This is a genomic window from Corynebacterium sp. HMSC29G08 (assembly GCF_001806875.1).
Taxonomy (GTDB): Bacteria; Actinomycetota; Actinomycetes; order Mycobacteriales; family Mycobacteriaceae; genus Corynebacterium.
The window spans coordinates 1-17,937 of record NZ_KV786233.1 but is presented as its reverse complement, the minus strand read 5'-3'; the positions used below and the strand labels follow the sequence as shown (position 1 = coordinate 17,937).

18 protein-coding genes are annotated in these 17,937 nt (G+C 60.2%); 3 read left to right on the top strand and 15 right to left on the bottom strand.

All coding sequences use genetic code 11. The features are described from left to right. Window positions 1-30: 30 nt before the first annotated feature. Entirely contained in the window at window positions 31-1,098 is a 1,068-nt protein-coding gene (locus tag HMPREF3101_RS04160; RefSeq protein ID WP_070462921.1) for an amidase family protein, read from the top strand. Here the strand turns inward: HMPREF3101_RS04160 and pyrH are convergent. Next, window positions 1,087-1,794: a UMP kinase gene (gene pyrH, locus HMPREF3101_RS04155; RefSeq protein WP_070462917.1), complete on the bottom strand. Its 708-nt coding sequence runs from the start codon at window positions 1,792-1,794 to the stop codon at window positions 1,087-1,089. The two genes, HMPREF3101_RS04160 and pyrH, sit on opposite strands and share 12 nt — an antisense overlap. 97 nt (window positions 1,795-1,891) lie before the next feature. Between pyrH and HMPREF3101_RS04150 the strand changes: the two genes are divergently transcribed. Continuing rightward, complete coding sequence (locus tag HMPREF3101_RS04150) at window positions 1,892-2,311, top strand: hypothetical protein (protein ID WP_070462914.1); 420 nt, start codon at window positions 1,892-1,894, stop codon at window positions 2,309-2,311. A 56-nt stretch (window positions 2,312-2,367) separates the two neighbouring features. Here the strand turns inward: HMPREF3101_RS04150 and tsf are convergent, their stop codons facing one another. Both tsf and rpsB read right to left on the bottom strand, forming a co-directional pair. After that, a complete protein-coding gene (tsf, locus tag HMPREF3101_RS04145; protein WP_070462911.1) occupies window positions 2,368-3,186 on the bottom strand; it encodes a translation elongation factor Ts in 819 nt (272 codons plus the stop codon). Window positions 3,187-3,402: 216 nt separating this feature from the next. Beyond that, complete coding sequence (gene rpsB / locus HMPREF3101_RS04140) at window positions 3,403-4,320, bottom strand: 30S ribosomal protein S2 (protein ID WP_070462908.1); 918 nt, start codon at window positions 4,318-4,320, stop codon at window positions 3,403-3,405. Between the two features lie 474 nt (window positions 4,321-4,794). Here rpsB and HMPREF3101_RS04135 point away from each other — a divergent pair, with 474 nt between their 5' ends. After that, window positions 4,795-5,250, top strand: a complete 456-nt coding sequence (locus HMPREF3101_RS04135) for a M23 family metallopeptidase (protein WP_246816640.1) — start codon at window positions 4,795-4,797, stop codon at window positions 5,248-5,250. On the opposite strand, the gene HMPREF3101_RS04130 is transcribed toward HMPREF3101_RS04135, so the two are convergent. The 12 genes from HMPREF3101_RS04130 to rimM all read right to left on the bottom strand — a co-directional run bounded on the left by HMPREF3101_RS04130 (window position 5,247) and on the right by rimM (window position 17,378). Then, complete coding sequence (locus tag HMPREF3101_RS04130; RefSeq protein ID WP_070462901.1) at window positions 5,247-6,167, bottom strand: tyrosine recombinase XerC; 921 nt, start codon at window positions 6,165-6,167, stop codon at window positions 5,247-5,249. The two genes, HMPREF3101_RS04135 and HMPREF3101_RS04130, sit on opposite strands and share 4 nt — an antisense overlap. A 29-nt stretch (window positions 6,168-6,196) precedes the next feature. After that, window positions 6,197-7,354 (bottom strand): DNA-processing protein DprA, encoded by a 1,158-nt coding sequence (locus tag HMPREF3101_RS04125; RefSeq protein ID WP_070462898.1) that lies wholly within the window; start codon window positions 7,352-7,354, stop codon window positions 6,197-6,199. Next, window positions 7,351-8,913: a YifB family Mg chelatase-like AAA ATPase gene (locus tag HMPREF3101_RS04120; RefSeq protein ID WP_070462895.1), complete on the bottom strand. Its 1,563-nt coding sequence runs from the start codon at window positions 8,911-8,913 to the stop codon at window positions 7,351-7,353. Before HMPREF3101_RS04120 ends, HMPREF3101_RS04125 begins: the two co-directional genes overlap by 4 nt. Further along, window positions 8,900-9,358 carry a YraN family protein gene (locus HMPREF3101_RS04115; RefSeq protein WP_083280077.1) on the bottom strand — a complete coding sequence of 153 codons (459 nt, stop codon included), beginning with the start codon at window positions 9,356-9,358 and terminating at the stop codon, window positions 8,900-8,902. The genes HMPREF3101_RS04120 and HMPREF3101_RS04115 overlap by 14 nt, the downstream gene beginning before the upstream one ends. Before the next feature lie 105 nt (window positions 9,359-9,463). Further along, entirely contained in the window at window positions 9,464-9,772 is a 309-nt protein-coding gene (locus HMPREF3101_RS04110) for a DUF2469 domain-containing protein (RefSeq protein WP_070462892.1), read from the bottom strand. Beyond that, entirely contained in the window at window positions 9,773-10,417 is a 645-nt protein-coding gene (locus tag HMPREF3101_RS04105; protein WP_070463017.1) for a ribonuclease HII, read from the bottom strand. A 4-nt stretch (window positions 10,418-10,421) separates the two neighbouring features. Beyond that, entirely contained in the window at window positions 10,422-11,216 is a 795-nt protein-coding gene (gene lepB / locus HMPREF3101_RS04100; protein WP_070462889.1) for a signal peptidase I, read from the bottom strand. Window positions 11,217-11,429: 213 nt separating this feature from the next. Further along, window positions 11,430-11,777, bottom strand: coding sequence for a 50S ribosomal protein L19 (rplS, locus tag HMPREF3101_RS04095; RefSeq protein ID WP_070462886.1), 348 nt, complete (start codon window positions 11,775-11,777; stop codon window positions 11,430-11,432). Window positions 11,778-11,881: 104 nt separating this feature from the next. After that, window positions 11,882-14,221, bottom strand: a complete 2,340-nt coding sequence (locus HMPREF3101_RS04090; RefSeq protein WP_070462883.1) for a Tex family protein — start codon at window positions 14,219-14,221, stop codon at window positions 11,882-11,884. A 26-nt stretch (window positions 14,222-14,247) separates the two neighbouring features. Beyond that, window positions 14,248-15,633 (bottom strand): anaerobic C4-dicarboxylate transporter, encoded by a 1,386-nt coding sequence (locus tag HMPREF3101_RS04085; RefSeq protein ID WP_070462880.1) that lies wholly within the window; start codon window positions 15,631-15,633, stop codon window positions 14,248-14,250. A 76-nt stretch (window positions 15,634-15,709) separates the two neighbouring features. Continuing rightward, entirely contained in the window at window positions 15,710-16,885 is a 1,176-nt protein-coding gene (gene trmD, locus HMPREF3101_RS04080) for a tRNA (guanosine(37)-N1)-methyltransferase TrmD (protein WP_070462877.1), read from the bottom strand. Then, window positions 16,878-17,378 (bottom strand): ribosome maturation factor RimM, encoded by a 501-nt coding sequence (gene rimM, locus HMPREF3101_RS04075; protein WP_070462874.1) that lies wholly within the window; start codon window positions 17,376-17,378, stop codon window positions 16,878-16,880. The genes trmD and rimM overlap by 8 nt, the downstream gene beginning before the upstream one ends. Window positions 17,379-17,937 lie beyond the last annotated feature (559 nt).

Below are 17,937 nucleotides of genomic sequence, written 5' to 3'. Positions count from 1 at the left end.
CAGCGCACCCCCGGCCTACACTTGCACACCATGCACCACCCAGCGTTTGCATCCATCGCCAGTACCCCAATCCGTGGCGCCCACGGCGCACGTTTAGACGGGTGGTCCATCCCCATCAAGTCATCCACCCCGGTTGTGGGCCTTCCTACTATCGACGGCTCACCGCACCGCACCTCCACCCCAACCAGTCACGATCCGTTTGTTGCTTGGCTGCTTCGCCAAGGTGTGAGCGTGCCCGCAACCACAGTGACCTCTGAGCTTGGGGCAACGTGCTACGCGGAACGGCCGGATATGCCCATGCTGGAATCCCCGGCATACCCCGGCTGCACCCCCGGCGGGTCATCCACGGGCGCAGGTGTTGCGGTGGCGCTTGGCCTGAGCCGGGCAGCGCACGGCACGGATGCCGGTGGTTCTATTCGGGTTCCGGCCGCGGCATGCAACATCGTGGGTTTCAAATTGGGCGGCAAATCTTTATCAGCGCACGGGATGCTAAGCACCACCGTCAGCGATCAGATGGAGATCTTCGGGTGGACACCACCCCCGCCGCGGCGCCTACGCATCGGTGTGCTTACCCGCGGCATTTTTGCTGACCCGAAGGTGCAGTCTTGGCGTTTAGATGCCGTGGATGACGCCGCAGGTGTACTCGACCGCTACCACGAGGTAGTAGCCATTGAGCCGTACCCCGAATCACGAGAAACCTACAGGCACTTCGGCACCATCATCAAGTCCTCCTTCACCAAAGCGGAGCCGTTGGACAGCGATTACATTGGTTGGCTTCACCAGGAGGCACTTTCCCTCACCCCCGAAACCCGCGCCAACGCCTCAATCCACGTAGGCGTGCTGCCGGAGCTACTCGCACGCGCTTGGGACGTAGACGTGGTGCTCTGCCCCACCCTTGCATTCGACCCACCAGCCCTGGGCACGTTTTCCAACATGAGCCCGGAAGATAGCTTCGAAGCCCAAACTGGCTGGTCCCCCTGGTGCTCAGTGTTCAACATGCTCAAAGCCCCCGCGATCGCCTTGGGACCCGTCCATTTGGGTTCCCTCAACGTCACAGGGGCTGAGATGCTTGCGCTTGCGGCGCTACTACGCAACTAGCGTGCCCACCTGCTCACCGGCAACCGCACGTGCAATGTTGCCTTCCTGCAGCAGGTTGAAAACCAGAATCGGCATGTTATTGTCCATGCACAGGCTGAACGCCGTAGCGTCTGCAACCTTCAGACCCTGCTCAATGACCTCACGCGGGGTGATCTCAGAAAACAGCTGTGCGTCCGGGTTCTCGCGCGGGTCAGCGTCATACACACCGTCCACAGCCTTGGCCATCAGCAGCACCTCGCAGCCGATTTCCAGCGCACGCTGCGCTGCGGTGGTGTCTGTGGAGAAGTACGGCATACCCATGCCAGCACCGAAGATGACCACACGGCCCTTCTCCAGGTGGCGCGAGGCGCGCAGCGGCAGGTACGGCTCAGCCACCTGCGCCATGTTGATGGCGGTCTGCACACGGCAATCCACGCCCTCCTGCTGTAGGAAGTCCTGCAGCGCCAGGCAGTTCATCACCGTGCCAAGCATGCCCATGTAGTCCGAGCGTGCACGGTCCATGCCGCGCTGCTGCAGCTGAGCACCGCGGAAGAAGTTACCGCCACCAATCACAACCGCAACCTCGGTGCCGCCACGGGCAACCTCTGCAATCTGCTTGGCCACACTTTCAACCACGTCAGGGTCGATGCCAACCTTGCCGCCGCCGAACATTTCACCACCCAGCTTCAGCATCACTCGTTTATAGCCTGTACGCATAGGTGCCGTGGCTTCGGTCACGTTTGTCAACTCCTTTGAAAAAGGGGGTCAGATACACTCGGCGACAATCCTACGCTGCCGGAGGAAAAGGACCCAGATGCGCACCAAACTCACCGCTAGTCTGCTCGCTTGCCTGTTTGTTAGCGCCTGCGGAGCCCATTCGGGCCAGCAGGCGCTTCAGGAGGCGCTGGAAGCACACACTGGGGAGGCGTCTGTCATGCTGCGCGTCGGCGACGTCTACCCCACCGCCACCGAAGTACTCCTTGTGTGCCCATATGCGGGCCACGTTGCAAATGACGCGCTGGGCAGGCAAGTGTTTGGCAACCTAGAGGACGCTCAGGACGCAAACAACTGGATTGTTACCGAGCAGCCCAACGGCACCGTGTCCAAGATCAAACTTGAGCGATCACAAATCGACCTGTGTGGAGTCGACAGCCAACCAGTGCTAGCACTATCCCCAGATGCGCAGCTGGAATTTGAGGGACGCGATGGGGTGTGGGCGTTGCAACGTCGATAAGCAAAAGCCCCAGGCGAACCTGGGGCACATGCTGGGAACTAGGGCTGAATTAGGGCTTAAGCCTGGCCGACCTCGAAACGGACGAAGTCGGTGATCTCAATGCCAGCCTCATCAGCAATCTGCTTGACGGTCTTCTTGGAGTCAACCAGGGACGGCTGATCCAGCAGAACGACGTCCTTGAAGAAGCCACCCATGCGGCCCTCAACGATCTTGGCAATAGCAGCCTCCGGCTTGCCCTCGTTGCGGGTGATCTCCTCCTGAACTGCACGCTCCTTCTCAACTACCTCAGCCGGCACAGCCTCCTGGTTGAGGTAACGAGCCTTCATAGCAGCGATCTGCAGCGCAACCTGGTGAGCAGCCTCAGCGTTGTCACCGGTGTAGGCAACCAGCACACCAACAGCCGGCGGCAGGTCAGCAGCCTTCTGGTGCAGGTACTTCGCAACGTTGTCGCCCTCAACGGTGGCAGCGCGGCGCAGCTCCAGCTTCTCGCCGATCTTCGCGGACATGCGCTCCAGAACCTCGTGAGCAGTCTCACCGTTGACGTCAGCCTTAGCCAGCTCCTCCTGGGAGTTAGCCTTCACAGCAGCGGCAGCCTCAGCGATCTCAGCAGCGAGGTCCTTAAACTCCTGGTTCTTAGCCACGAAGTCGGTCTCAGAGTTGATCTCAACGATGGTGTTGCCGGAAACCGCAACCAGCCCCTCGAGAGCGTTGCGCTCAGCGCGCTTGCCCACGTCCTTCGCACCCTTGATGCGCAGGGCCTCAACGGCCTTCTCAAAGTCGCCGCCAGCCTCTTCCAGGGCCTTCTTGCAGTCCAGCATGCCGGAGCCGGTGGTCTCGCGAAGCTTCTTTACGTCTGCAGCAGTGTAGTTCGCCATGTGGCGATTCCTCCTCTAAATCGGGGAAAGGTGTTTAACGTTAGAAAGATTAGCCGAACTGTGTTTGTTCGGCAGCGAAGGGTCAGCGCAAACGCTTCGCACCAACCCGTATTGCTACCCGCACTGACGCACGAAATCCCCGCGCACAATGCGTACGCGGGGATCCCTCATGCGGCACACGCGGTGTGCGTCACGGCAAAACTATGCCTTGTCAGACTATGCCTTGTCAGCTTCAGCCTGCTCAGCAGCGCGGACAGCTGCCGGCTGCTCAACCTCTGCAACTTCCTGCGGAGCAGCAGTCTCTGCAGCAACAGCCGCCTTAGCAGCGTCAGCTGCGGAAACCTCGTCGGAAGCAGCAGCCTGTGCGGCAGCCTCAGCAGCCTCAGCCTGCATCTTCGCATCGGTGTCGCCAGCAGCGTCACGTGCGGCAGCCAGCTGGCGCTCCTCGCGCTGCTTCTTGCCTTCGATGACAGCCTCGCCCACAACGTGGGTGAGCCGCTTGACAGCGCCGATAGCGTCGTCGTTGCCCGGGATCGGGAAGTCAACCTCATCCGGGTCGCAGTTGGTGTCCAGGATGGCCACAACCGGGATACGCAGCTTCTTCGCCTCGGAGATGGCGATGTGCTCCTTGTTGGTGTCCACAATCCACAGTGCGGACGGAGCCTTGGTCATTTCGGAGATGCCGCCAAGGACGCGCTCCAGCTTGATGCGCTCACGGTTAAGCATCAGGACTTCCTTCTTGCCGCGGCCTGCGTAGCCGTTCTCGGCAGCGTCCATTGCCTGCAGCTCCTTCATGCGGGCAATACGCTTGGACACGGTCTGGAAGTTGGTGAGCATGCCACCGAGCCAGCGGTGGGTCACGTACGGCATGCCAACACGCTCAGCCTCTTCGCGGATCGGCTCCTGCGCCTGCTTCTTGGTGCCAACGAACAGGATGGTGCCGCCGTGTGCGACGGTCTCCTTGACAAACTCGTAAGCCTCATCGATGTAGGTCAGCGACTGCTGCAGATCGATGATGTAGATGCCGTTGCGGTCGGTGAAGATGAAGCGACGCATCTTCGGGTTCCAGCGACGAGTCTGGTGGCCAAAGTGCACACCAGCGTCGAGGAGTTCGCGCATGGTTACAACTGCCATGGGAATGATCTCCTTCGGAGAAAAGTAGTTTCGGTTTACGTACGTGGTCAGCGTTGTGTGGGTTTTTATCCCACACCCTGGCACCGGACTAGCCCTGCACCCCTTGACGAGGGACCGTTGCTGAGCTGGCCTTATTCGGCGCGCGAAGTCAATCTTGTACCGAATTCCTCACGGATCCGTTACAGACTGCCCGCATAACAATACTCACCTAGTGCGAAATTACCTAATTGAGCTGCAGTATCGATTTGCGCGGAGGCTCTCTTCTTCTCCCCCCCGCCCACACAGTCTGGAAAACCCCTAGCGCTCGCTGCTGTTTTGTGGTGAGGTATCTGCATGGGGATTACGGGGATTTCTTTTACTTATGCTTCTACACGCGCTTCTAGGCGCGCTTTTACACGCACAGCGCTTACTGCATGCGCAGTTGCGCTCGCTTGCGTATGTAGCCCATGTAGCACTCCGCATGCCACAGCCTGGGTGGATCCGACAACCGGCAAGGACTACGCCACCCACGTGACGCGGCCTGCGGATATTCCGAAGCGCAATTGGTTGCCCGGCCATCGCGGGGTTGACTTGTATTTGCAACCCGGCGCGCCGGTGTTGGCAGCGGAAGTTGGCACGGTGGCGTTTGTGGGCAGTGTGGCTGGTACGCCGATTGTGTCGGTTGATCATGCACCGTCGGCGAAGTTTCCGGAGGGGCTTCGTACGACGTATCAGCCGGTGCGCGCCAGTGTTGCGGTTGGTGATGAGGTTGCGGAAGGCCAAGTTATCGGGGTGTTGGCGCGTGTGACGGGTCGCTTTTCCGGCGAGCACGACGGGTTGCATTGGGGTGCGAAGACGGGGCCGGATACCTACATTGACCCGTTGACGTTGCTCGAGCCGCCGAAGATTCGGCTCAAGCCAGTTGAGGGTATGTCGCGCGGGCGCCGTTAGGCGCGCGGGTGGGCTTGGTCGTAGACCTTTTTGAGCCGCTGGGCGGATACGTGGGTGTAGATCTGCGTGGTTTGCATGCTGGCGTGGCCGAGAAGCTCTTGCACTACGCGCAGATCGGCTCCGCCTTCAAGCAGGTGTGTGGCGGCAGAGTGGCGTAGGGAGTGCGGGGTGATGTCGCTTGCGCCCGCATTATCTGCGGCGCATTCCACTATTCGGCGTACCTGCCTCTGGTCGATGCGTTTTCCCCTGCTGCCCACAAACAAGGCGTCTTTGGCGTCTTCATGTGCAAGCTCGCCGCGCCCGTGGTTGAGCCAGTCTCGCACCGCCCTGCTTGCTTGGTCTCCAAAGGGCACCATGCGTTGCTTGTTGCCTTTGCCGGTTACTTTGGCAAGGCCCCTGTGCAGGTCCACATCGTCCACATCTAGCCCCGTGAGCTCACCGACGCGCATGCCGGTGGCGTAGAGCAGCTCCAGCATCGCTGCGTCCCGCAACATTTCAGGGGCTTTGTGCTTATCCACGCTTTCGCCATCGCCCCCAGTGTCCTGCCCAGCTTCGACTTGCTCCAGCATGGTCGCTGCTGTCTCTGCGCGCAGCACAGCTGGCAGCGGGCGTGTGATCTTCGGCGTGACCAGCCGTGCTGCCACGTCGGTGTCAATGTGGCCTTGCTTGTACGCCCATGTGGAAAAAGCGCGTACGGCTGCGGTGCGCCGAGCCAGGGTGGAGCGGGCTTTGCCTTGCGCGACGGCGTGGGCAAGCCAGAGGCGCAGATTTTCCAGCGTGAACTGAGCAAAGGTGTCAATCCGCCCCTGCAGCAGCGCTAAGTCTGCGCGGTAGCCGCGGACGGTATTTGCGGAGCGCCCCTGCACAAGCGTGGCGTACTCCGCGAAATCCTCTACTGCGGCTTGGAGTTGACTCATGTAACGGCAGTGTAGTCACCTTTACCCAGTCACTTCTTGTCAAGCTCCACCCTGCGCCACATGCGTCGCTGCCTGCGTACGAGGTTGCGGCTTTCCAGTTCCATGAGCAGGTGCACCGTCAGCCCCACTGCCATGCCTGCGACTTCGGCGACTTCCTCAGCAGTCCTCGCGCCTGCGTCCGGCAGCGGCAACGCATCGTAGACCTGCAGTTCGTTTCGCGACAGGCGCTGGATGGGTGTCGGCTCGAAGAACTCCTCGAGCGCCAATTGCATATCTTCTTCACCAACCGCGCTCAGCAACTCATGGATGTGGTCGGCGCTAAGCACCATGGTGGCCTGTTCCTTCGCAATGGCCAGGTTGGTACCGAGGCAGGCTTTGTCCATGATGGATCCCGGCACCGCCATCGCCTGCCGATTAAAGGTATGCAGCCAATGCAAGGTGTTTAAGGCCCCTGAGCGATACCCCGCTTCCACCAGCACGCCGCCCAACGACAGGGCCGCGATCAGTCGGTTCCGGGTCAGGAACCGGTGCCTATCAGGGGTAACGCCCGGCGGGTATTCGCTGATCATCGCACCGCCTTGGCTGGTCACACGCTGAAACAGGCGCTCGTTTGGCCGCGGGTAGGTCACCCCGGCGCCAAAGGCCGTCACCACCACGGTTGGCATTGCATTTGCAAGGGCCGTGTCGTGAGCAACCGTATCCACACCAACCGCACCGCCTGAGACAATCGTGTACTGATGTTTCGCAAGCCCGGCTACCAGGTTGACAGTTGCTTTTTGTCCCTCGTGGCTTGGGGCACGTGTCCCCACCACACCAATTGACTGTGCAAACAGCGCTGGTAGATTCTGCTGCCCTTTCACCCACAGCGCGTGCGGTGGACACGCGCCCTTCTCAAGCGCCGTCAGGGTGCCAAAGCTTGCTGATATCGCCGCGCTTGGCCAGTTCGGAGAATCGGGAGTGATCAGCGTGAACCCCAGCTCCGCGGCCTTCGCCAGGTCCTGCTCAGGTGCTGCCCGTGCGTACCTGGCTTCTGTGGCACCTGCCAAGCCCCCGAGCCAGCTCGCTCGGGTACGCACACCGCCCGCAATTTCATCGGCATCCCGCCCGGCGCGCAACAGTGCCTGTAGGTGCTGGTTCGGTCCCTCAATCACGCGTGAGAGATACGCCCACGAGGTCAGATCACTCATGCCGCCATCTCCTCACGATGGGTCTTACGCAGCGCTACTGCCCGGTAGATGTGGTCGATGTGCGGGCGCGGCTCGTGCTCAAGATCCGCCATGGTCCAGGCGAGCTTGAGCACTCGGTCCACGCCTCGTTGGGTCAGCTCGTCGTTTCGGAGCATGTGTTCAATCGTTGCTGCGGAGGATTCATCTGGAGGGAAATGTCGGCGGATCGCAGTCGCGTCCATCGCTGCATTGGTCGTGGCATCATAGCCCGCCTTGGTCCAGCGGTGCGCTGCGCGTTCACGCGCTTCCATCACCCTCGCCAGGATTGCGGACGACGGCTCCGCCCCTTGCGGACTCAACACCGCCGACTGCGCTGTCGTGGTCAAGAAGATGTCCAACCTGTCCCGCAGCGGCCCCGAGATGTTGGACAAGTGGTTGGCTCGCCGCGTTGGGACGCACCGGCATTGGTCAATATCCAGTCCACACGGGCACGGGTTGGCAGCCAGGATCAGCTGAAAATCGGCAGGGTACTCCACGCTCCTGCGCTCGCGCCTGTGCACCACCTTGCGCTTTTCCAGAGGGATGCGCAGCGAATCGAGCACGTGCGCGGAAATCTCCGACGCCTCGTCCAAAAACAGCACCCCGTTGTGCGCCTGGCTCACAGCCCCCGGCACCGGCACGCCCGATCCCCCACCAATGAGCCCAAATCTGCTTATCGACGGATGCGGTGCCACAAACGGCCGCCTGCCCACAATCTCCCCGCGACTGACCCCAGCCGCAGAATGCAGCGCTGTGGTCTCAATCTGCTCATCAATGCTCAGCGGCGGCAGAATTGACGGCAGCCGCTCCGCCAGCATCGACTTGCCAGAGCCAGGCGGGCCAACCATCAGCATGTGGTGACCACCTGCAGCGGCGATCTCCATCGCTTCACGCTCAAGGAGCTGTCCCGCCACGTCCGCAAAATCCGGCACATGGGTGGTCTGCGCGTCAGCTGGTGCCGCAGCCGCCGCGTGCTTGGCGGCGTCAATCGCAGTGTCTAGGAACTCCTCCGCACGTAGCCAGCGCCACACCTGCATGAGGTTGTCTGCCACCAGCACGTGTTTGCGCTTCAAAAGCGCCGCTTCTTGTGCATTGGCACGCGGTACCACCACAACGTCAAAGTCATTGCCGCCAGATTCCTCGTGCGCGCGCTGCGCCTGCAGCAACATGGGCAACATCCCCTCTACCCGCCGCAGCGTGCCGTCGAGAGCAAGCTCCCCCATCAACACTGTGCGTGCAAGCACCGGATGCAGCTCCGGAGCTCCACTTGCCGCCACACCAACAGCAATCGGTAAATCAAAATGACTCCCCGCTTTGCGCAGGTGGGCTGGCGAGAGCGACACGATGATCTTTGAGCGCGGCCACGGCAACCCGGAATTGGCAATAGCGGTACGGATACGATCACGCGACTCACGCACCGCCGCATCCCCCAAGCCCACCATGTACATCCCCGGAAGACCGGGCCCCACGTTGGTCTCCACCGTCACCATGTGAGCGCGAAGGCCCTCCACAGTGGCGGTCAGCGTTCTAGCAAGCACCATCATCAACCCCCTCGAAGCGGCTGGCTACATAAGATTGGCCGTTGAACAGGACCTCGCAGACGTCGAAACGCACCTGCAAACCACCGCCATGCGGGGAACGATCCAGCCACTCCGCTGCGCACCTGCGCATCGTGGCAAGTTTTTTAGCAGTCACCGCCTCCGCCCCGCCGTACTCACCACTTCGACGAGACTTCACTTCCAAAAACACAATCGTGCCGTCAGGCGCACGCAACACCGCGTCCAACTCCCCAGCACGACACCGCACCCGCTTGTTACACAACCTGTAGCCATACTGCTCATACAGGCCAACCGCCACATTCTCCCCGGCAACGCCTAAGGCATAACGGTCAGCAACCTCGCTCTCCGGATGCCCCGTCACCTGCGCGGTCTCACCACGCAACGTCAACGGAAAATGCGACAGCGTGGCGGATCGATGGTCAGACATAAAAGTCCCCCCCTTAAGTTTCAGTTCTGAAGTTGGTATTCACACGAGGCAACGCGAAAAGATGCCCCTACCCACTTAGACTGACCAAACCCCCCGTCGGTTCCCTTAACGGTCCGGGAACGTCAAATCCGGCTTATCCAGCTCCTCAATATTGACGTCCTTGTACGTAATCACACGCACATAACGCACAAAGCGCACCGCACGGTACATGTCCCACACCCAGCAGTCAGACATGCGTACCTCGTAGTAGACGTCATTGCCCTCAGTGTGCGGGATCAGCTTCACGGCATTCGCCAGGTAAAAGCGACGCTCCGTCTCCACCACATAGGAGAACTGGCTGGCCACATCGCGGTACTCACGATACAGCGACAGCTCCACCTCGGACTCATAATTGTCCAGCTCTTCGGCGCTCATCTACCGCACAACCCCTTTGTAAAACTCATCGGCTTCACGGACGTTGGCATAACTATAACGGTGCTGCACACTCGCACCGTGGCGGCGCACCGCAGCCATATGTGCCGCAGTTGAATACCCCTTATGGCCCGCCAACCCATACTCAGGAAACTGCTCCGCCATCTGAACAATCAACGCGTCCCGCGACACTTTCGCCAGCACACTCGCCGCCGCGATACACCTCGCCGCAGCATCCCCACCCACCACCGGCAGCTGCGGCACACCAAGGCCCGGGATGCGAAACCCATCCATCAGCACGTATCTAGGAGCGGGATCAAGCCCCGCAACAGCACGGCGTGCCCCATCCAAGTTGGCCGCTTGAATGCCTCGGCGGTCAATGTCCGCCGCAGGTACGTGCACGATGGAAAAAGCGGTGGCGGAGTTGACGATGGCGTCGAAAAGCAACCGGCGCCTACGCTGCGTCAATTTTTTCGAATCATCCAGGCCCTCAAGCTCCGGCAACGGGCGAGTGGGCAAAATACACGCCGCGATGGTCACCGGGCCGAAACACGCACCGCGGCCCGCCTCATCAACCCCTGCGACCGGGCCAAACCCAACCTTGTCCAGCGCCACCTCATAGGTGCGCAACTGCTTCAGGCGGCGCACCACACTAACGCTGAATATCCGGGTCGTCCACACCACCCAGACGACTCAACGGGAAAACCACCGCAGAAACCTTGCCACGGAAATTCTCCCGCGGAATCGTCCCCTGCAGCTCATCGCCCATATGTGCACGCGAATCCAGCGAGTTCGTCCGATTATCACCCATCATGAAGTAATGGCCCTCAGGCACCGTCAGCGGGCCGAAAAAGTCACCACCGCAAGCCTGCGAACCCGTAGTCATGTCCACCGGATAGGTCGGCGGATCCAACACATAGGACTGATCAATCGGCGAACCATCCACCATCACCGCCGGATCCCCGGCCTGGCAGCTCACCGTCTGCCCACCCTCAGCGATAATGCGCTTCACTAGGGTGTTTTCATCCTTAGGCACCAAACCAACCCAGCTGCCAACTTCCTGCATCCCGCGGATGAACGTGTTGTTGGAACGATTCGACACAAAGCCCGTATTCCAACTATCCGTGCCCTTGAACACCACCACATCACCCGGCTCCGGGTCACTGAAGTAATAGCTGACCTTCTGCACCAAAATACGGTCACCCGAACCGCTCTCACCGTGCAGCGTCGGCTCCATCGAGGCTGACGGAATCACATATAAACGACCCAGGAACGTCTGAATCACAAACATCAACGCCAAGGTGAGGACCACGACTACGGGGATTTCGATGTACCACGGGGTCTGCTTGGGTTCTGGGGTTTCTTGGGCGGTTTCTACCGGCTCTGGCTCCCCCGGCCAGTGGGAGGCCTCAGTGCGGGCCGGATCATTCGGTGTAGTCACCCGCATCACCCTACACGCTGCTTGCCACACTGAAAATGAATGCGAAATCTTTCAGCGTCCTGCGGTTTTCTAGTCACATCCGTAACAAATCGATTTGTTTGCAATGAGACGCATGGGGCAGATGGGGTTAGCACAGGCCAGCGCCCCAGCAAAGGAAAAACCCCGCTGCCAACCAACGTTGGCAAACGGGGTACAAAAGCCCTAGAGGGGGCCTGCTGCCTAGCGGCGCTCCTTGATGCGGGCAGCCTTGCCGCGCAGGTCGCGCATGTAGTACAGCTTCGCACGGCGAACCTTACCGCGGCGGGTGACCTCGATCTTCTCAATGTTCGGAGAGTGAACCGGGAAGGTACGCTCAACGCCGATGCCGAAGGAGATCTTGCGGACGGTGAAGGTCTCACGGATGCCGCCACCCTGGCGACGCACCACAAAACCGGTGAAGACCTGGGTACGGGTTACGTTGCCCTCGATAACCTTGACATGCACGTCAACAGTGTCGCCTGGGCGGAAGTTCGGGATGTCGTCGCGCAGCTGACCTGCGTCGACCAGATCGATGATGCCGTTGCTCATGGCAGCATTCCTTTACTTTTACGGACAGAGGAACCTAGCGGCCACGAAGGCTCGACCGGTTCGTATCGTGTACAACAACTCGAGATATGTTACATATTGCCCGGTCAGTTACCAAATCCTGCACGCTTTAAGGCATCAGCCATCGACCCGCCCTGGGGCTTGGCTGCTTGTCGACGCCCACGTCCCCCACCCTGACCACCCTGACCACCCCGGCCGTTGCCCCGGCCAGAGCGTGTGCCAGAGCGTGTGGCAGAGTCCTTGCCCGCCTGCTTGGCGGGTTTGGTGGTGGAAGGCTTGGCGGGGTCGTCGTTAAGCCGAAGCGACAGGCCGATGCGGTTGCGGGCAACGTCTACATCCATGACCTTGACTTTGACTACCTGGCCGGAGCGGACCACATCATGCGGGTCGGCAACGAAGCGCTCGCTCATGGCCGAGACGTGTACGAGGCCGTCTTGATGCACGCCGACGTCTACAAACGCACCGAACGCCGCGACGTTGGTCACGGTGCCTTCCAAGATCATGCCGGGCTTTAAGTCCTTGACCTCGTTGACGCCCTCCTTGAATGTCGCGGTCTTAAACTCCGGGCGCGGGTCACGGCCGGGCTTGTCCAACTCGGCGATGATGTCGGTCACTGTGGGCACGCCGAAGGTGTCATCAGCAAAATCCGCCGGCGCAAGCTTGGTCAACACCGCGGTGTTGCCAATCAATTCTGTGGTGTCCAAGCCGGTTGCAGACGCAATGCGCTCAACCACCGGGTATGCCTCCGGATGAACCGCGGAGGCATCCAACGGATCCGACCCGCCCTGGATTCGCAAAAAGCCTGCGGCCTGCTCAAACGCCTTCGGCCCCAGACGTGGCACCTTGCCCAGCTCCTTGCGGGTGGTGAAGCTGCCGTGCTCATCGCGGTACGCCACAATGTTCTTCGCCACCGTATTAGACAAACCCGCCACTCGCTCAAGCAGCGGCGCGGAGGCGGTGTTGACGTCCACACCAACGGAGTTCACCGCATCTTCCACCACCGCGTCCAGGGTCTGGGCCAGGGCGGTCTGGTTCACATCGTGCTGGTACTGGCCCACACCGATGGACTTCGGATCCACCTTCACCAGCTCTGCTAGCGGGTCCTGCAGGCGGCGCCCGATGGATACTGCGGAGCGCAGCGAGACATCCATTTCTGGGAACTCTTCTGCGGCGATCGCGCTTGCGGAGTACACAGACGCGCCGGACTCGCTGACCACCACAGGCGTTGGGCGCTTGCCGCCAGCCTTTGCAACCATGTCCGCCACCTCGCCAGCGAGTTTCTCCGACTCACGCGAGGCAGTGCCGTTGCCCACCGCGATCAACTCAACACCGTGCTCTGCAACCAGAGAGGCCAGCTCCGCACGTGACGCATCCCAACGGTTCTGCGGCTGATGCGGGTACACAATCGTGGTGGCCAGCACCTTGCCAGTACCGTCTACCACCGCACACTTCACACCGTTGCGGTACCCCGGATCCAGCGCCAAGGTGGCGCGCTGGCCAGCAGGCGCTGCCAACAGCACGTCACGCAGGTTGGTCTTGAACACCTCGAGTGCGCCCTCTTCGGCTTTTTCTTTGAGACGCATACGCGCATCCAAATTCGCCGAAATCTGCAACTTGGTGCGCCAGCCCCAACGCACCGCCTTGGACAACCACTCAGAGTCCTTCACCGGCAGGTTGAAACGCTCGGCGATCATGCCTTCATAAACAGACTCATCACCCGGGTCGAGATCCAAGGTGAGCACGCCTTCGTTCTCACCGCGCAACAACGCCAGAATTCGGTGGCTAGGCAGTTTGGCAAAGTCTTCGGAGAAATCGAAGTAATCCGCAAACTTCGCGCCTTCCTGTTCCTTACCTTCCACCACGGAGGCGCGCATGGTGCCTTCGGCGTAGACGCGGTCGCGCACCGCGCCCACCAGATCAGCGTCGGTGGCAAAGCGGTCAACCAAAATGGCGCGCGCGCCCTCAAGGGCGGCCTTCGCATCTGGGAAGCCTTCGCAGAGGAACTTTTCGGAGGCGGTTTCGGGGTTGGTGGCCGGGGCGTCGATAAGCAACTGTGCAAGCGGCTCAAGCCCTGCCTCGCGCGCGATGTCCGCCTTGGTCTTGCGGCGCTTCTTGTACGGCAGGTACAAGTCCTCCACGCGCGCCTTCGTATCTGCCGCGAGGATGTCGCGCTTCAGTGCATCGGTCAGCTTGCCCTGCTCTTCGATGCTGGCCAGCACCGCTTCTTTGCGTTCAGCGAGCTCAACCAGATACGTGTTGCGCTCCTCGATGTGGCGCAGCTGCGCATCGTCCAAACCGCCAGTGACTTCCTTGCGGTAGCGGGAGATAAACGGAACCGTATTGCCTTCAGCCAAAAGGCGAAGCGCCGCCTCCACCTGGGAGGGGCGCACCTGAATTTCTGTCGCGATCGTTGCTGCGATAGTCATTCCGGGAAGTCTAGCGCGACACCTTCTTACAGCAGTGCCTGGGCCAACAGGGAGCCCACAACACACGAGGTGAAGACCGAGATCGCGCCTGGAATAAGGAACGAGTGGTTGATCACGTACTTGCCAATCCGGGTGGTGCCCGTACGGTCGAAACCAATGCAGGCCAGGTCGGACGGATAGGTCGGCAGAATCCAGTAGCCGTAGGCGGCGCCGTAGAACCCGACGATCACCTTCGGGTCGATGCCCAGCGCCAAACCGATCGGGGCGATAGCCACCAGCGCGGCCGCCTGCGAGTTCACCAGCTTGGACACAATGAGCAGCACGATCGCGTACGCCCACGGTGCCTGCTGCACAACGCCACCGAGAGATGCCTCGAGCTGATCGATGTGTGCACCGAAGAACGTATCCGCCATCCACGCGACACCGAACACGGAAAACACCGCGGTCATGCCGGCTTTGAACACCGGCGTGGAGGCGATCTTTTTGTGGTCCGGCTTGCAGAACAGCAGGATCATCGCGCCGGCGAAGAGCATCACCATCTGGATGGTCAGGTTCATCGACAGCGGTTTCAGCTCACCTGCATCATCCGGCCACGCTGGGCGCAGCGCCTCAAACGCACCCAGCACCACCACGAACGCAATCGCGCCGAGGAAGATCCACACCGAGTTGTAGGCGGATTTAGCGAACTTCTCCCCCAGCAGCGAGTGGCTGGAGTCTTTGATTGACGCAGCAAACGCCCGGTCCTTCATCCGTTCCTGGAACACCGGATCGTCTTCCAAATCCTTGCCGCGGCGTAGCGACCACAAAGAGGCCAAAAGCACACCGCTTAGCGACGCCGGAATGGCCACCATCAGAATTTGCGGAATCGAATACGCCTTCTCAATCACCCCGGCGTGCTCCGCCAAAATCGAGGCAAGCGAAACCGTAGCCACAGACACTGGCGAGGCAGTGATACCCATCTGCGCCGAGGTAGACGCCACGGCCATCGGGCGCTCAGGGCGGATGCCCTTTTTCAGCGCGATGTCTTCAATAATCGGAAACATGGTGTAGACCACGTGTCCCGTGCCGCAGAGCACAGTGAGGAACCAGGTGGTCAGCGGGGCCAAAATGGTGATGCGCTCTGGGTGCGCACGCAGGATTCGCTCTGCTTGCTGCATCATCACTTCCAGGCCTCTGGCCTGCTGAAGTGTCGCCGCACAACCAATCACGGCGATGATGGTCAGCATCACTCCGACGGGAGGTTCACCCGGCTCAAGGCCGAAGACGAACACCATGATCATCAGGCCAATACCTGAGATCAGACCTAGGCCGATTCCGCCGTAGCGGGTGCCAAGGAGCAGGGCGCCGAGAATGATGAGGATCTGCAGCAAGATAGCGATCGTGGATGTTGGATCAAGTATCGATGCCAGCATGAGAATCCTTTCCCTTTAGGTAATACCTAAAAGGTACTTTGGTGATCCCATTAACGCCGAAACTTGCGGGCGTGATTTATACCACGCGCGTCGAACCGTACCAGTCCGCTTCCCTGGGCAGCGCGGCTACCACGGCTTTGGTCGCCTCCACCGGCTCAAGCGCCGTGCGCCCTCGAACCGTCAGTTTCACCAACGGCTCCAGACACGGCCTGCCCTCACGGCGCTCATACTCGGTCTCCAACATGGACGGCCCGAAGCATACATCCGTACCTCGCTCCACAGCCTCGATGGATTCCACCCGGTAGCCAGCCTTCTTCAGCGCTCGGCGCATATGCTTTTCAACGCCACGCCGCCACCCCAACACGTCCAACTCCGTCACCACGTCCTGGGCGTAAAGCATGAAACGATCTTCGTCGCTCAACCGCGCAGTCTCAAGCAATTCCGGGCGTAGCGCACTCGTGCGTTTCAGCGACTGCTCGCGGCGCCACTGCTCCACCTTGGCGTGATCGCCTGAAGTCAACACCGCCGGCGCTTCAATGCCACGCCACACGCGTGGCTTGGTGTAGCTAGGACCTTCCAACAAGCCGTCAGAAAAGCTGTCATCTTCATGGCTTTCGGTATTGCCCAGCACGCCGGGGATGAGGCGGGTGACCGCCTCTGCAATCACCAGCACCGCTACTTCCCCGCCGATGAGCACATAGTCACCAATAGACACTTCGCGTACGCGGTAGCGCTTCGCTGCGTCTTCAAACACACGCTGGTCAATACCCTCATAGCGCCCGCAGGCGAACACGATGTGTTTTTCGCGCGACCAGGCCTGTGCATCCGCCTGGGTAAACGGTGTGCCGGCAGGGGTGGGAACCAAAAGCAACGGCTTCGTCGCGTCCTCTTCCGAGGCGTCTTCGGTCTTTGCGTATGGACGCGGCGCTACCTCCGCCACGTCATCATGGCGAGGCTTGTCATTTCGGTGTTGCACCGCCGTCTCCAAGTCAGCACCGACGCGGCCCTGCGCAACGCTGTCGAGTGCGGGCCCCCACACCTGCGGCTTCATCACCATGCCGGGGCCACCACCAAGTGGCGGCGAATCTACAGACTTGTGGTTTCCCGTAGCCCAGTCACGTAGATCGTGCACGCCAACAGTCAAAATCCCCTGCTCAATCGCCTTGCCCAACAGTGCATGGCGCAAAGGTTCGAGATACTCGGGGAAAATCGTGATGACGTCTAAACGCAGCTTGTGATCCTGATTAGACATCAAGCAAGCCCTCTGGCGGGGTGATCTCCAGATACCCCTCATCCAGGCCGATCACTGGCACGAACTCCATCACAAACGGCACGAGCACTTCCTTGCCCATGTAATCAATCTCAAGAATTTTGCGATTCGGCGCATCCATAACGCCGGTAACATCGCCGACCTCGTTGCCGTCGTGATAAACCTTCAGCCCGATGAGCTCATGGTTGTAGTACTCATCAGAGTCTTCGTCACGCTCAAACGGCTCTGCGAAGAACTTCATACCCCGCAAACTATCTGCCAAGGTACGGTCCGAGACTTCCTCGAAGCTGACCAAAAGACGCCGCTGGTGCGGGCGAACCGTCTTCACCGTCAGCTGTATTTCTTTGCCCGTCTGCCGGCCCGTGAGCACTTCCCCAACCACAATGTGGTCCTCGGATTCGTCTGCCAGCAACTCAACGGCAACCTCGCCACGAACCCCGTGGGATTTCACCACCCTGCCGATAAGCATTTCCATGGGGGACAAGGCTACCAGCGATAGATGCGGCTACTACCCCAGCCTGCGCCCAACTCCCAGGATGTCCACTTGACCAACTATCTGAGGGAATTCTCTCGCGGCCCCGCCCTCTCCCACCATCATTTCGTCTACTGGGCGAGTGAGCGGTTCGTACCCCCTTGGCTCCATTGGTGGGCAAGATTACACTTGCCATTAAATTAGTCAATGCAATTCTCCCACCAACTCGCAGCTGTCACGCCCGACTATCGTGGAGAAGATGATAAATGAAGTACCCATTCAACAACTTCACTGCCTACTCAAACGCTAGATCGGCACACGGGAATGGAGAATAAATAATGTCTACCAAACTAGTTTTCGCCGCTATCTTCATCGGCGTTTTCGTTCTAACCGGCTTCCTTCTAGTTACGCTAATAGCTCTAGCCACAGCGAATGTAGGAGTTGTCGAATTCCTAATCGTCGCTACCGTATCAGGAGTTGTTGCATTTATCTCGGCTCGACAGGGTAGAAATGTCAAGGCGAGAAGAGAGGGCCCGACCCCCGAAAAGTAGACACCATCAAT

Excerpts from the sequence above, each read along its gene's own strand:
- HMPREF3101_RS04160 (WP_070462921.1), top strand. The coding sequence starts at position 31 with ATGCACCACCCAGCGTTTGCATCCATCGCCAGTACCCCAATCCGTGGC.
- pyrH (WP_070462917.1), bottom strand. The coding sequence starts at position 1,794 with ATGCGTACAGGCTATAAACGAGTGATGCTGAAGCTGGGTGGTGAAATG.
- HMPREF3101_RS04150 (WP_070462914.1), top strand. The coding sequence starts at position 1,892 with ATGCGCACCAAACTCACCGCTAGTCTGCTCGCTTGCCTGTTTGTTAGC.
- tsf (WP_070462911.1), bottom strand. The coding sequence starts at position 3,186 with ATGGCGAACTACACTGCTGCAGACGTAAAGAAGCTTCGCGAGACCACC.
- rpsB (WP_070462908.1), bottom strand. The coding sequence starts at position 4,320 with ATGGCAGTTGTAACCATGCGCGAACTCCTCGACGCTGGTGTGCACTTT.
- HMPREF3101_RS04130 (WP_070462901.1), bottom strand. The coding sequence starts at position 6,167 with ATGAGTCAACTCCAAGCCGCAGTAGAGGATTTCGCGGAGTACGCCACG.
- HMPREF3101_RS04125 (WP_070462898.1), bottom strand. The coding sequence starts at position 7,354 with ATGAGTGATCTGACCTCGTGGGCGTATCTCTCACGCGTGATTGAGGGA.
- HMPREF3101_RS04120 (WP_070462895.1), bottom strand. The coding sequence starts at position 8,913 with ATGGTGCTTGCTAGAACGCTGACCGCCACTGTGGAGGGCCTTCGCGCT.
- HMPREF3101_RS04115 (WP_083280077.1), bottom strand. The coding sequence starts at position 9,358 with ATGTCTGACCATCGATCCGCCACGCTGTCGCATTTTCCGTTGACGTTG.
- HMPREF3101_RS04110 (WP_070462892.1), bottom strand. The coding sequence starts at position 9,772 with ATGAGCGCCGAAGAGCTGGACAATTATGAGTCCGAGGTGGAGCTGTCG.
- lepB (WP_070462889.1), bottom strand. The coding sequence starts at position 11,216 with ATGCGGGTGACTACACCGAATGATCCGGCCCGCACTGAGGCCTCCCAC.
- rplS (WP_070462886.1), bottom strand. The coding sequence starts at position 11,777 with ATGAGCAACGGCATCATCGATCTGGTCGACGCAGGTCAGCTGCGCGAC.
- HMPREF3101_RS04090 (WP_070462883.1), bottom strand. The coding sequence starts at position 14,221 with ATGACTATCGCAGCAACGATCGCGACAGAAATTCAGGTGCGCCCCTCC.
- HMPREF3101_RS04085 (WP_070462880.1), bottom strand. The coding sequence starts at position 15,633 with ATGCTGGCATCGATACTTGATCCAACATCCACGATCGCTATCTTGCTG.
- trmD (WP_070462877.1), bottom strand. The coding sequence starts at position 16,885 with ATGTCTAATCAGGATCACAAGCTGCGTTTAGACGTCATCACGATTTTC.
- rimM (WP_070462874.1), bottom strand. The coding sequence starts at position 17,378 with ATGGAAATGCTTATCGGCAGGGTGGTGAAATCCCACGGGGTTCGTGGC.